The sequence below is a fragment of the Micromonospora sp. USAFONa4 genome (assembly GCF_057197825.1).
Genome location: NZ_CM170072.1, coordinates 2896365 through 2910318 on the forward strand (window position 1 = coordinate 2896365; position 13954 = coordinate 2910318).

11 protein-coding genes are annotated in these 13954 nt (G+C 75.7%); 5 read left to right on the forward strand and 6 right to left on the reverse strand.

Going from position 1 to position 13954, the window contains the following annotated elements; genetic code table 11:
- Window positions 1-18: 18 nt before the first annotated feature.
- The 6 genes from AC0OO9_RS12590 to AC0OO9_RS12615 form a co-directional block, all read right to left on the reverse strand.
- Window positions 19-552, reverse strand: coding sequence for a hypothetical protein (locus tag AC0OO9_RS12590; protein WP_484517370.1), 534 nt, complete (start codon window positions 550-552; stop codon window positions 19-21).
- An 81-nt stretch (window positions 553-633) separates the two neighbouring features.
- A complete protein-coding gene (locus tag AC0OO9_RS12595; protein WP_484517371.1) occupies window positions 634-1914 on the reverse strand; it encodes an outer membrane protein assembly factor BamB family protein in 1281 nt (426 codons plus the stop codon).
- Window positions 1915-2141: 227 nt separating this feature from the next.
- Window positions 2142-2618 (reverse strand): SRPBCC family protein, encoded by a 477-nt coding sequence (locus AC0OO9_RS12600; protein ID WP_484517372.1) that lies wholly within the window; start codon window positions 2616-2618, stop codon window positions 2142-2144.
- 103 nt (window positions 2619-2721) lie between these two features.
- Window positions 2722-2931 (reverse strand): DUF397 domain-containing protein, encoded by a 210-nt coding sequence (locus AC0OO9_RS12605; protein ID WP_484517373.1) that lies wholly within the window; start codon window positions 2929-2931, stop codon window positions 2722-2724.
- Window positions 2932-3108: 177 nt separating this feature from the next.
- Window positions 3109-4308 (reverse strand): fumarylacetoacetase, encoded by a 1200-nt coding sequence (fahA, locus tag AC0OO9_RS12610; RefSeq protein ID WP_484517374.1) that lies wholly within the window; start codon window positions 4306-4308, stop codon window positions 3109-3111.
- Window positions 4305-5177, reverse strand: a complete 873-nt coding sequence (locus AC0OO9_RS12615) for a hypothetical protein (RefSeq protein WP_484517375.1) — start codon at window positions 5175-5177, stop codon at window positions 4305-4307. Before AC0OO9_RS12615 ends, fahA begins: the two co-directional genes overlap by 4 nt.
- Window positions 5178-5272: 95 nt before the next feature.
- Here AC0OO9_RS12615 and AC0OO9_RS12620 point away from each other — a divergent pair, with 95 nt between their 5' ends.
- From AC0OO9_RS12620 to AC0OO9_RS12640, 5 genes are all read left to right on the forward strand, one after another.
- A complete protein-coding gene (locus tag AC0OO9_RS12620; RefSeq protein ID WP_484517376.1) occupies window positions 5273-6469 on the forward strand; it encodes a homogentisate 1,2-dioxygenase domain-containing protein in 1197 nt (398 codons plus the stop codon).
- Window positions 6470-6766: 297 nt separating this feature from the next.
- The gene (locus AC0OO9_RS12625) at window positions 6767-6958 is read left to right on the forward strand and encodes a thiopeptide-type bacteriocin (RefSeq protein WP_484517377.1); all 192 of its coding nucleotides are present in this window, start codon (window positions 6767-6769) and stop codon (window positions 6956-6958) included.
- A gap of 142 nt (window positions 6959-7100) precedes the next feature.
- Window positions 7101-9845: a lantibiotic dehydratase gene (locus tag AC0OO9_RS12630; RefSeq protein WP_484517378.1), complete on the forward strand. Its 2745-nt coding sequence runs from the start codon at window positions 7101-7103 to the stop codon at window positions 9843-9845.
- A gap of 48 nt (window positions 9846-9893) precedes the next feature.
- Window positions 9894-11021 carry a lantibiotic dehydratase C-terminal domain-containing protein gene (locus AC0OO9_RS12635; RefSeq protein WP_484517379.1) on the forward strand — a complete coding sequence of 376 codons (1128 nt, stop codon included), beginning with the start codon at window positions 9894-9896 and terminating at the stop codon, window positions 11019-11021.
- 16 nt (window positions 11022-11037) lie between these two features.
- Complete coding sequence (locus AC0OO9_RS12640; protein ID WP_484517380.1) at window positions 11038-13950, forward strand: TOMM precursor leader peptide-binding protein; 2913 nt, start codon at window positions 11038-11040, stop codon at window positions 13948-13950.
- Window positions 13951-13954: the final 4 nt, after the last annotated feature.

Below are 13954 nucleotides of genomic sequence, written 5' to 3' on the forward strand. Positions count from 1 at the left end.
TTCGCGACAAATCGCCCATCAGGCGACAGAGTGCGTGATCGTGCCGCGGTAGGTTCCCCCGACGATGCCGGCCGGGATGGCGATCCGGATCGTCGGCAGCCAGGCCACCGTGTTGTTGCCGCTGCCGGCGGTCTTGCGGAACGCCTCGCGGACGACGTTCAGGGTCACCGCCTGGGCGGAGGTGGGCTGCCCGGGCACCAGCGTGCCGCCGCCCGTGCTCCGCGTCGCCGGCCCGGACCAGTACGAGACCCGGTCGTTCGCGATCGTCCGCTGCGCCCCGCCGGCGCCGGTGACGAAGACGGTGGCGGAGACCGTGGCGACCCAGGTGTTGGGGTTGACCGGGCCTCGCGCGTCGCGCACCTCGACCGTGCCCAACTGGCGGGTGATGGTGCCGCCGGTGAACCCGCTGCCGAGGTTGACGGAGGCGGGAACGGTGATGTCCACCCCCACCGTCCGGGCCAGCCGGACCGTCCGGCCCGACGGCGCGGCGTCGGCCGGCGAGGCGGTGGCGAGGATCAGGATCGCGCCCAACAGGGCTGCCAGGAAGCGCACAGTGGGACTATAAATAACTTATGTCCGATTTGTCGAGCAGCCGAGCCGGTCGGGGGTGTCACGCGCGACGCGGATCGCCGCTCACGTCGCGGCGAGGACCAGCGGCTCCGAGGTCAGGTAGTACCGCTGGTCGTCCGCCGTCGGGTCGACCGGCTTGCGGAGCCGCTCCACGGCCACGAAACCGCTGGCCGCGTACACCGCGCCGGGCGCCCAGCCGATCCCGTCCGAGCCCACGTTGAGCGCGAAGAAGGACCGCTGCGCCCCCGTCGCCGGGTCCAGCGTCAGCAGGTCGTTCGTCTCCGTCAGCAGGTGCACCCGGTCGGGCTGGACGGCTAGCAGCCGCGCCTGTGACAGGCCCGGACGGCGCCACAGCTCCGCGCCCGTACGTGCCGAGCGGCCAACCGCCACCCCGTCCACGACCGCCACGGCCGTCCCGCCGACGAGTGCGGCGTCCGGCCGGTCCAGGGCCGGGGCGGCGACCGGTTCCCCGGCGCCGAGCAGCCAGCCCCGGCCCGCGTCGTCGCCCGGCCTCGCCGTCCGCAACCCGGTGCACCCCGTCCGGCCGGTGCCGCAGCCCAGCAGGGTCGCCACCAGCTCGTCGCCGGCATCCGGCGGCCGCCAGCGCAGGCCCACCGCCCCGGTCGCGGCGTCGCGGAACTCCACCGTCGCCGGCGCCGCGCAGGAGTCGACGGTGATCAGGTGTCCCGACGCGGTCGTCCCGAGCGCGTCCCGGCACCCCGCGACCGTGTCGCCCGGTGGCAGCGTGACGGTGACGTGCGACCGCCACAGTTCGCGGCCGTCGGCCAGGTCCACGGCACGCGCCCACTCCGCCCCGGCCGCCACCACCGCCTGCCGCCCGTCGGGCGCGGGGGCCACGAATATGCCCTGCGGATCCCAGACCGTCGCCGCGCCGGTGCGCCGGACCGCCCGCTCCCCGACCGGCGCCGGCCCGTCCGCCCGCCAGGCGACCTGGCCCGTCCGCGCGTCCAGCGCCACGAGCCGCCCGTCGGACCAGCGGGTGACCACCGTCGTCCCGCTCGCCACGACCCCGTCGAGCGCCGCCGGCCAGCGGCGGTACGACCAGTACGGGGTCGTCCGGTGTCGGCCGTCGACCGGGCGGTCGGCGTAGACCTGGCGGTGGGCCGCGTAGACCCGCAGCCGGCCGTCCACGACGAGCGGGGCCACGGGCAGCCGGCCGATCACGCCGGCCGAGGGGGACGCGGCAGCCGGGTACCCGGCCCGCGCGGGCGTGCTGACCTCGGCGGGGGCGAGCACCCGGTAGACCGTCGCCGCGACGGCGACGGTGCCGAGCAGCGCCGCGACCGCCACCGCGATCCGCCGCCGGCCGTTCGGGAACCCCATGCCGCACCTCCGCCCGGCACCCTACCCAGCGGAGCCGGTCAGGGCCCTGTCAGGTCACCGGCGCCCGGGCGCTCCGGCGGTGACGTGCCGGGGGCATCCACGAAGCGCCCAGGGCATGCGCCTCGGACCGCCCGGCGTGCGCCTCGGACCGCCCGGCGTGCGCCTCGGGCCGCCCGGCGTGCGCCTCGGACCGCCCGGCGTGCGCCTCGGGCCGCCCGGCGTGCGCCTCAGGCCGCCTCGGTCGCGTTGGTCGCCGCCGCGGCGGCGGCCAGGTCGGCGAGGTCGTGCCGCAGCGCGCGCTCGACCGCCCGGGCCGCCAGCCCGCCGAGCAGCAGCGCGACCACCCGGCCGTACGGGGCGGTCGGCACCGCCTCCTGCTCGACCGTGACGGCGGTGCAGCCCCGGCGACGCCGCTCGACCGGGCGCAGCGCCCAGGTGATCCGGTAGTCCACGCCGGCGCCCCGGGAGCCGAGCACCAGCCGTCGGGGCGGCTCGGCCTCGATGACGAGGAACTCCTCGACCAGCGCGGTGCCGTCGGGCTGGGAACGGGTCTCCCGCCACACGGTGCCGGGGCCGAACGGGCCGGGGGTGAGCACCTCCACCGGCCCGGTGAAGCGCCGGGTGCGGGTGGTCAGGTCGGTCAGCAGCCGCCAGAGGTCGACGTCGTGCGCCTCCACGAACTCCGTGACCGCCACCGTCGACATGCCACCTCCCGTGGCCTCGACGGTACGCCGGGTGAGCGCGGATCGGGGCCCCCGGAGCGGAATTTCCACCGCCGGGGGCCCCCGGTCCGGAGCGGTCGACCCGTCAGCGACCGAACTGGCCGGCCCGGATCGCGTCGACGAAGGCCGCCCACCCCGGCGGGCTGACCGCCAGCGTGGGGCCTGCCTGGTCCTTCGAGTCGCGTACGCCCACCACGCCGAGGTCGTCGACCAGGTTGTCCGCCACCTCCACGCAGAGGCCCTGGTCGTTGGAGCGGCTGCTGGTACGCCAGACCGCGCCCGGGAGATCGTTCATCGTCGTCACCTTCCTGTCGTCGGTACGCCAACCGGCGGCCAGGCCGGAACCGGAAGGGGGCGTCCGGCCCGGCCCCGGCGCGGCATGGCGACGGAATCCGCGACGATCAACGCGCAAGCAACGGTCCCCGGTCGCACCAACTGTGCGACCGGGGACCGTCGATGATCGGAAGGTGGGTCAGCGGGCGGCGAGGACCTTCCCGGTCACTTCGCCCAGGGCGATGGTGGTGCCGTCCGGGCCGGGCGCGGTGGCGGTGATCGTCACCGTGTCGCCGTCCTCCAGGAAGGTGCGGGTCCCGCCGTCGGCGAACTTCACCGGCTCGCTGCCGCCCCAGGTGAGTTCCAGGAACGAGCCGACTTGTCCCCGTTCCGGCCCGGAGACGGTGCCTGAGGCGTAGAGGTCGCCGGTGCGCAGCGAGGCGCCGTTGACCGTGAGGTGGGCCAACTGCTGGGCCGGCGTCCAGTACATGGTGGCGAACGGCGGCTCGCTGACCCGCTCGCCGTTCCACTCCACCGACAGGCGCAGGTCCAGCCCGAGGTGCGGCACGTCGCGCAGGTAGGCGGCGACCGGCGGGTCCTGGTCGGGGGCGGGAATGAAGGCGTCGCCCAGCGCGTCCAGCGGGGTCACCCAGGCCGCGACCGAGGTGGCGAAGGACTTGCCGAGGAACGGGCCGAGAGGCTGGTACTCCCAGGCCTGGATGTCGCGGGCCGACCAGTCGTTGACCAGCACGACACCGAAGACGTGGTCGGCGAAGTCGTCGACGGAGACCCGATCGCCCAGCGGGCTGGGCACGCCGACCACGAAGCCGACCTCGGCCTCGATGTCGAGGCGTACGGACGGGCCGGTGACCGGGCCCTGCGGGGTGGCCCGCTGCCCGCTCGGCCGCACCACCGGCGTGCCGGAGACGACCACCGTGCCGGCCCGACCGTGGTAGCCGATCGGCAGGTGCTTCCAGTTGGGCAGCAGCGGCGGCTGACCGGGGCGGAAGATCTGGCCGACGTTGGACGCGTGGTGCTCGGAGGAGTAGAAGTCCACGTAGTCGGCGACCTCGAACGGCAGCTGCATCCGCACCTCGGCCAGCGGCACCAGCAGCGGCTCCACCGCCGGCCGGTGGGCGGCGTCGGTGAGCAGCTCGGTCACCCGCTGCCGGACGGCCGTCCACTGCGGGCGACCGAGGGCCATGAAGTCGTTGAGGGTGGGCCGACCCAGCGTCCCGGCGGCCAGCACCAGGCCGGCCTCCTCCGCGCCGGCCAGGTCGAGCACGAAGTCGCCGATGCGTACGCCGACGCGCGGCGCGCCCTCCGCGTGGCGGAACACCCCGTACGGGAGGTTGGCGACCCCGTACGACGAACCGTCGGCACCCGTCACCCAGGTCATGCTTGAAAGCCCCCGTTCACCAGCCCCAGCCGGATCAGATCGGTCAGTGGTTCCAGGATGCTGCACGAGCCGAAGCCGATCCACAGCGGGCGCGGGGCGTCCAGCCCGGCCTCGGCGTACTGCACCAGCGGGCGCGGATCGGTCGCGGTGAGCAGCTCGGCGACCGACTCCACGGTGGCGCCCCCGGCGGCCGCCAGCGTCGCCGCCAGCACGTTGACGAAGCCGTGGTGGGTGAAGCCGGTCTCCGGGTCGAGGTGCCGGACCGCCTGGTGCAGCCCGGCGGTCAGCTTGAACGGCAGGTCCCGGTCCCGGCAGGCGCAGATCACGGCGGCCAGCTCCGCCGGGGTGGGGAACAGCTCGGCGGCCAGCCCGCCGGTGCGGAACTTCGCGGCGATCGGCACGCCGTCGGCGCGGGCGGCGGCGAGCGCGTCCAGCGCCCCCATCAGCCCGAACGTGAGCGGCAGCTCGGCGTATACGGCGTCGAGGGTGGCCGGACCGGCACCGGCGCGGCGGGCCAGCGCCACCAGCTCGGTCAGGCCGGGAAGCGGGTCCTCGCCGCGCTTGGCGACCGCCGCCTCCACCTGGCGCACCCGGATGCGCGGGTCGGCCGTGGCCCGCACCTCGTCGAGCCGGTCGAGGGGCACGTCGCCGATCACCCCGACCGCGATCCGCTCGTCGGCGCCGAGCAGGCCCGCCACCTCGGGCAGCCTCGTGGCCGGGACCAGGAGCGGGCCGACCAGGTCGGCGTACCAGGAGGCGCGGTGCCGCCGGTGCGCGGCGACGGCGTCGGGCAGCGGCGCGCTGCCGGGCGGGAAGACGGCGGCGTCGTCGACGAGGCCGTCGACGAGCGCGGGCACCTGCGTTGACACGAGACAAGAATGTACGGGACGCTACAAGTAACGGACAACAGCGTCCGATTATCGGACGCCGTTGGATCGGTGAACGGGACGAACCGGGAGGCGAGATGCCGTACTACCGCAGCGTCGGCGAGGTGCCGCGCAAGCGCCACACCCAGTTCCGCCAGCCCGACGGCAGCCTCTACGCCGAGGAGCTGATGGGCCAGGAGGGCTTCTCCTCCGACTCGTCCCTGCTCTACCACCGGCACGCGCCGACCGCGATCGTGGCGGCCGAGGAGTTCACCCCGCCCGCGTTCGCCCGGGTGCCGAACCTTCCGCTCAAGCCCCGCCACCTGCGCACCCACAAGCTCGACGGCACCGGCGCCGACCCGGTGCTCGGCCGGCAGTACCTGCTCGCCAACGACGACGTGCGCATCGCGTACGTGCTGGCGGACCGACCGTCCCCGCTGTTCCGCGACGCCACCGGCGACCACTGCCTCTACGTGGAGTCGGGCACCCTGCGGGTCGAGTCCACGTTCGGGGTGCTCGACGCGGTGCCCGGCGACTACGTCGTCATCCCCACCTCGACCATCCACCGGCTGGTGCCCACCGGCGACGCGCCGACCCGGCTGCTCGCCGTCGAGGCGGCCGGCCACATCGGCCCGCCCAAGCGCTACCTCTCCGTGCGGGGCCAGTTCCTGGAGCACTCGCCCTACTGCGAGCGCGACGTCCGGGGGCCGGACGCGCCGCTGCTGGTCGACGGCGAGGACGTGGAGGTGCTGGTCCGGCACCGGTCGCGGGCGGCACGACCGGATGGCAGCGGCACGGCATGGACACGTCATGTCTACGCCCACCACCCGTTCGACGTGGTCGGCTGGGACGGGCACATGTACCCGTGGGCGTTCTCCATCCACGACTTCGAGCCGATCACCGGCCGGATCCACCAGCCGCCGCCCGTGCACCAGACCTTCCAGGGCCCCAACTTCGTGATCTGCTCGTTCGTGCCCCGCAAGGTCGACTACCACCCGGACGCGATCCCGGTGCCGTACAACCACCACAACGTCGACTCCGACGAGATGCTCTTCTACACCGGCGGCAACTACGAAGCCCGGCGCGGCTCCGGCATCGAGCAGGGCTCGATCTCGCTGCACCCGTCCGGCTTCACCCACGGCCCGCAGCCGGGCGCCGCCGAGCGTTCCATCGGCGCCGACTTCTTCGACGAACTTGCCGTCATGGTCGACACCTTCCGGCCGCTGGACCTCTGCGACGCCGCGACCGCGTGCGAGGACGACGGCTACGCCTGGACCTGGGCCCGCCGCCCCTAGGCGGACGGTTCCGGGTGAGCGGTGCCGCGGTCCGGCAGGGGCGGGCCGCGGCACCTTCGTGCGCGCGGGGGCGGGCGTCGACCGCCGCGTCCGCAGCGCCTCCGGCCTCCCGCGCATCAGCCGCGGGAGCGCACTTCCTCCTCATCGTCCGTCCACAGCCGTCGTACGGTCATCGGCGACTGGACGCTCGGACGAATAGTTCGTGGGCGGAGCTGACTAACATCTTGCGCACTGTCCATCTTGTCATCGACAAGTGCGCTTCTTCGTCGACGACATCCCCTGGAATCGGAGTACACGATGCGCGACATGACGGCCACGCTGGCCGACCTCGAAGACCTCAACCTGGCCGACCTGGAGGTGTCCGACCTGCTGGAGGTGCACGCCGTGCGTGACGCGGTGGCTCTGCCGGAGACCGGCGCCTCGGCGAGCACCTCCGCCGTCTGGCGGTGGCTGGGCTACTCGTCCTGCGCCGCCCAGCTTCCCCAGTAGTCGTTCCGGACCGGGGCTGACCGGTGGGGTCGGGAGCGCCGGCACCGGCGTTCCGCGGCCTCACCGGCTCGACCGGGGTCGGTGCCGACGACCGCGTACGGAGGAGACCGTGACTACCACCCGCCAATCCCCTGCCCCGCCGGTGTCCCCGGCACCGGGCGGCCGAGTCGCGCCGGAGGTCCAGGTCGCCCCGTACGTGCTGATCCGCAGGACGGCGGTCGACCTGCCGGCTGCCGGTCCGGCCGGACGGCACCTGCGTCGCCTCCAGGACCAGCTCGTCGATCGACTGGTCGAGTGCCAGGCCCTCGGACCCGAACTCACCGAGGAGCTGTACCGGCTCGGCGGTCAGGCGCCGACGGCGTACCGCCGGTCGGTCCTGCTACCGCTGCGGCGGGACGTACACAACGACCGGTCGCCGGCCAGCGACCTGCGCGCCCGGCTCGGCGACCTGCCCGACCGGCTGCCGACGCTGGGACGCTGGTTGCGGGCCCGGGCCGAGATCGACCGGCTCACCGACGCCGTCGACGGCGGGTCGGCCGCGGCGCTGGCCGAGGAGCGCGTCGCACTCGCCGCCCTGTGCGGCAGCGAGCCGTTCGGCCGGGCGGTCGCGTTGACCAGCCCCGAGCTGCTGGCAGCGGTGCAGCGGACGGCGGCGCGCGGCGGCGCGCCGGACGCCCGGGGTCGCAAGTCCGAACCCACCGTGCTCCGTTACGCGTTGCGGGCCACCACCCGGACCAGCCCCCTCTCCTGGTTCACCATCGTCGGCTGGGCCCCCTGGCCGGACGACGGAGCCGTCCCCGCCCCGCCCGACCGGGCGCTGCTGACCAACCTGGACCTCGCGGCGGGCCTGGATCTGACGGTGACCGGAGAGCCGGTGGCGGTTACCCGCCCGCCCGCCAGCCTGGTCGCCAGCCTCTTCCTGGCCGGGACCAGCCGCCCGGACCAGGTGCTGCGCACCCCGCACCGGCTCGCGCCCGGCACCCGGGTGCAGGACGGGCATGTGGTGTTCTACCGTGAGCACCCGACGACCGGCGCCGACGGCACGCCGGTGATCCGGGAGGAACGGGTCCGGATGCCGCTGCGGCCCGCGCTGGCCGCGATCATCCGGGTGCTCCGCGCCGCACCCGACGGCCACCCGCCGGCGGAGCTCGTGGCGGCCCTCAGCCGAGGCGCCGCGCGCCCCGCCACGGACTCCGCCGAGGCCGAGCGGCTCGCGCGGCGTCTCGTCACCCAGCTCTGCGACGAACGCCTGCTGATCCCGGTACCGCCGACCACCGAGCACGACCCGGCGGCGCTGGCGGCGATCGCCGACTGGCTCGGCGACACCGGTGCCCCCGCCCTCGCCGACCAGGTACGGCACCTCGACAAGGACATCCGGTCGTTGGCGGACGTCGACGCGGCGCAGCGCGGCCCCCTCGTACGTCGGATCGACGCCGGCTGGCACGAGGCCCTGCGGCAGCTCGGGGCCGCCGCACCGGCCCAGGCGCCCGTCACCGAGGATGTCGTGCTACCCGGGCCGGCACGCCTGACCCGCCGGCCCGCGGACATCGCCGACCTGACCGCGCTGACCAGCCTCGCGCTGCTGTTCGACGAGGACCAGGTGCTGCGCCGGCTCCTGCGACACCGGTTCGTCGAGCGCTACGGTCCCGGGGCCCGCTGTGCCGACCTCGGCCAGTTCTTCGCCGAGATCGGCGCCGGCTTCGACGACCTGCCGACGGTGACCCCGGAGGGGGCCCTGGCCGGCGGTCCGGTCGCCCGGGTGCCCGAGCTGGCCCAGCTGGCCACGCTGCGGCAGGAGGTGGTCCGGGCGGTACGCGCCGACGGCGGGAACGACGGCGTGGAGACCGTCATCGGTGCCGACCTGGTCGCCGAGGTGGCCGCCGCACTGCCCCGCTGGCTGCGGGCCCGGCCGGTGTCGTACGCCTTCTTCGGCCAGCACGGCCCGGACGGGTCGCTGCACCTCAACCACGTCTACGGCGGCTGGGGCCGGTTCACCAGCCGCTTCCTGGACCTCTTCGGCGACACCGGCATGCGCGCCGCGGTGGCCGCCCAGCTCCGCCGGGTGCTGCCCGGCCGGGTGGCCCAGTTCCGGCCGGTGCACGGCTTCAACGCCAACCTGCACCCGCTGCTGCTCGGCGAGGACATCGGCGACGACCAGCGGTTGGGCGGGCTCGACCTCGCCTCGGTCGAACTGGTGCACGACCTGGCCGGCGACCAGATCCGGCTGCGCGATCCGGCCACGGGTGACCTGCTCGACGTGCTGTACCTCGGGTTCCTCTCGCCACCGGCGCTACCGGCCCGGGTGGCCGCGCTGCTCGGCGACCTGGGCAGCGGCGAGGTGGGGCTCCGCCACCTGGCCGCGACGCGGACGGTGGCCGGCCCGGGCGGGCAGGCCGTCGTCTCCGACCGGCTCCGCTGTGGCCGCGTCGTCCTCGCCCGCCGGAGCTGGCGCTTCGACGAGGGCGCCGAAGAGCACCTTCGCGGGCTCGGCGCGCCGTCGGTCGCCGACGCCGCGGCGCTGCGGGCGGGCTGGGACCTGCCCGACCAGGTCTTCCTCAACCAGGGCAGCCGGCGCGACGGGCAGCCGCCCACACCGGGCCACGCCGCGCAGCACCCCGGCGCCCAGGCCCGGCAGCCGCCGGTACGTCCGTCCGCCCCGCCTCCCCCGGCGATCGCCGGGCTCCGGGAGGCGATCGCCCGGCCCAAGCCGCAGTTCGTCGACCTGGCCAGCCCGCTGCACCTGCGCTGCGTGCCCCGATGGCTCGGGCGGATCACCGGCCGGCTGCTCGTCGAGGAGGCCCTGCCCCGCCCCGCCGGCCACGACCGGCCGCACCGGGTCACCGAACTGGTCGTCGAGACCTACCTCCCGGCGGCCTCCCGTGACTGACCGGCGCCGGCCGTCCGTCCGCAGCATCGAGCCGAGTGGAGCCCAGCCATGACCGAGCCGAGCACGACCGGACTGACTCCGACCACCGACGTCGTGTGCCACTACCACGAGGAGGCCAAGGCATCGCTGCTGCGCGACGCCGTCCTGCCCGTCGCGGAGCGGTTGCGCGGTGCCGGGCTGGCCGTCCACCTGGAACGGCACTGGTTGCACGGCCCGCACGTGCGCCTGCGGCTACGCGGCCCCGAGGCGCAACGGGCCACGGCCGCCGCCGAGGCCGCCGAACGGTTGCGTGGTCACCTGGCGGTGGCGCCGTCCCGGGCCGGGCTCGACGAGGAGCTGCTGCTGCGCCGGTCCGAGGCGGCCGGCCGGGCGGAACTCGTACCGCCCCCTTACGACCCGATCCACCCGGACAACACGGTGCTGGTGACCGACGGCGACCAGAGTGCGCTGGCCGCGCTGCTCGGCACGCCGGGCGCGGTCGAGTGCCGTGCCGACGTCCTCGCCGCCGGGCTGGCTCCGGTGCGGGTGTCGCTCGACCAGCTCGCCCTCGTCAAGGACGCCCAGGCCGCCCGGGTGGGCGTCGTGGTCACCGCCATGGCCGCGCACGCCGACACCTGGCCGGGACGGCTGCTGTCCGGCTACCACACCTTCCTGTCGCACCTGGAGGACTTCCTCTTCGGCGAGCGGGACGACCTCCTGCGCCCGCGCTTCGCCGCCTTCGCCGACCGGGCCGGCGGGAGGTACCACGACCTGGTCCGCCAGGCGTCCACGCCGGACACCGCCGAGCCGGTGGCGGCGGCGTGGCGGGCGTGGAGCGCGGCCGCGTGGCGGATCGCCGAGCGGGCGTACGACGCGGGCGCGCTCGACGGGGCGTTCTCCGCCGAGTTCCGGCGGCGTACCACCTCGTTCGACGACGCCACCGCGATCCGGTGGGACCTGAGCCGTCGCGGGGCGAGCGCCTACCACCAGGCGCTGGAGGCGTCGGGCTTCCAACGGGTCGCCGCGAGCCGGGAGTTCCAGGTCTACCGGTTCTGCACGAACATGCTCTACCAGCTGCTGACGCTCTGCGACGTCGCGCCGCTGGAGCGGTACCTCGGGGCCTATCTGCTCGCCGAGGCCACCCAGGAGATCCACGGCGTGACATGGCAGGACGCCCTCACCGCCCGCACCGGGTGACCCGGGTGGAGGCGACGTGGGTGAGGTGACCCTGCGACCGGGCACCCTGGTCCGGGCGGTCGAGGGCGGGCTCCTCGTGAGCGGCTGGCGGTCCAGCTCGGTGGTGACCTGCCCGCCGGTCGCCGGCGAGCTGTGGCAACGGCTGGAGCCCTCCCTCCGCCGGGGGCTCGACCCGGCGACCGCCACCCTGGGACTGCCCGACCGGACCGCCCGGGCGGTGGACTGGCTGCTCGGTCTCCTCGCCGAGCACGGCGTCCTGGTCGACGTCCGGGTGCCGCTGGACGGCCATCCGTTGGCGGCCTGGCTGGCGGGGCTCGCGCAGGATCCGGCCGGCGCGCTGGACGCGGTGTCGCGGTGCGCGGTGGCGGTCACCGGCGAGGGCGACCTCCCACCGGCCGTACGGGCGGCGCTGGCCGCCTCCGGGCTCTCCACCGCGCCGGGAGAGGCTCTCCACGCCCTCGGGGAGGTGCCCGGGGACGGCGGCGGCGCGGACCTGGTCGTGTGGGTCCGGACGGAGGACCCCGGCGAGCGCCGGGAGCTGCCCGTTCCCCCGTGGCCGGGGGCGGCACCGCGGCACCCCGGCTCCCTGCGGCCCGCGGTGCTGCCGGTGACGATCCGTCCGGACGGTGCACTGATCGGCCCGCTGGACCCGGCCGGTGACCCCGCCGCCGCAAGCCGGGCCGCCGCAGGCCACACCGCCCCGGGCCAGACCACCGCACGCCGGGCCGCCGCAGCCACGGACGCCGGTCCGGCCGTGCCGGCGACCGACCAGCGGTTGCTGCCGTTCCTCGTGGCGCACGAGGCGGTACGCGTGCTGGCCGGGCTCGCCGACGGCACAGCGCTGTCGCTACGCGGCGGGGTCGTCCAGCGCGTCGGCGAGCCGACCGGCCCGCAGCCCTGGCCGCCCGCAGCGCGGACCGCAGCGCCCGCCGCACGGACCGGAGCACCCGCCGCACGGACCGGGGCACCCACCGGTGACGTGGCGCGGGGCACCGGACCGACGGCCGCGGTGCCGGCCCGCCCACCGGTCGGCCCCGGCACCGCGTCCCTCGGTTCGGGCGCAGCAGAGGACGGCCCGGTGCGGGTCGTCGGGGACGACGACCGCCTGGTCCGGGCGATCGCCGTCAGCACCTCGACCGTACGGCGGACGGATCGGCCCGTGGTGGTGGGCGTCGCGGCGGACTGGCCGGTGGCCCGGCACCTGGCCGAGCAGCGGGCCGCCCACGCGGTAGGCAGGGCGTACCTGCCGGTGCGGGCGCGCGGGACGGCGATCGAGATCGGCCCGTTGAGCAACCCCGGTGCCGGCGGCTGCCTGCGGTGCGCCGACACCCGGCAGGAGGCCGTCCTCGGCGCCGGCAGCACCGCCACGCTGCTCGCCGGTGGCCGGTCGCTGCCGCTGCCGCCGTACTGGCACGGGCTGGTCGGCGAGCTGGTCGCCGGTCAGCTCGCCGACGACGCCGACCCGCGCCTGGCCCGCGTGCTGGCGGTCCGCGACGGCGCGATCAGTCGGCACCTGATCCGAGCGGTGCCGGACTGTGCGGACTGCGGGGCCCTGCCATCCGACTCGGCCGGGGCCGCCACAATTGCCCTGCGCCCCCGCCGGCAGGCCGCACCCGAGTGCCTCCGGGTCCGTCCCGGACCGCCGGACCTGGCCGTGCTCCGCGCCGAACTGGTCGATCCCCGCTACGGGCCGGTGACGCACGTCCACACCGACCGGCAGGGCCCGCTCGCGCTGGCGGCGGCCGAGATGCCCGTGCCCGGCCGCTCCGGTCGGGTCGGTGGATACGGGCGCGCGGCGGACCAACCGACCGCGCAGGTGCTGGCCCTGCTGGAGGCGGTCGAACGGGAGGCCGGACGCTACCCGCAGGCCCGCCGGACGACCACGCTGGGCAGCTACCGGGAACTCGCCGCCGACGCCGTCGACCCCGCCCGGCTGGGCCTGCCGGAGCCGGAGGCGGTCCGCCACCCCGGGTACCGGCTGGACCCCTTCACCCCGGACGCGGTGACGTCCTGGGTGTGGGCGTACGACCTGGTGGGTGACCGGCCCGTCCTCGTGCCGGAGCACGCCGCCTACTACGGGGTGGACCGTGCCGGGGCCGCCCGGTTCCTCTACGAGTCCTCCAGCGGCTGCGCCGTCGGCGGCTGCCTGGAGGAGGCGATCCTGCACGCCTGCCTGGAGACGATCGAGCGGGACGCCCTCCTGCTCACCTGGTACGCCGGCCGTACGCCGCCGGCTCTGGCGCTGCCGCCCGACGTCGATCCGCTGACCCGGCACCTCGCGGACCGGATCGCGGCGGAGGGCTACCGGCTGCACCTGCTCGACATCACCAGTGACGTCGGGATACCGGCCGTCTGGGCCCTCGCCGTCACCGACCGACCCGACCGGGGCGCGACCTTCTCCGCCGCCGGGGCGCATCCCGATCCCCGCCGGGCCGCCGCGGCGGCGGTCCTGGAGGTCGGCGTGAACGTGACGGTCGCGCCGAAGGTGGCCCGCCCGCCGCGGGACCGGCTGCTCGCCATGCTCGCCGATGCCGACCTGGTGGGGGAACTGGGGGACCACGCCGCCCTGCACCTGCTGCCGCAGACCGTGCCCCGGTTCGACTTCGCGCTGCGGGAGGCCGCCGCCGGCCCGGCGCGACCGTTCGACGAGCACTTCGCCGGCTGGCGCGAGCGGTGGCTGCACCCCGACCTGACGGAGGTGCTGCGCAGGGTCGTCGACGCGATGGCCGCCGCCGGGACGCCGCCGCTGGTGGTGGACCAGACCGGACCGGCCGAACGCCGCCTCGGCCTGGCCGCCGTGAAGGTCCTCGCCCCCGGGGCCGTGCCGATGACCTTCGGGCACCTCAACCGGCGGGTCGACCTGCCCCGCCTGCGGCAGGCCCGGCTAGCCGCCCCCGACCACCTGATCCTGCCCCACCCGTTCCCCTGAAGGA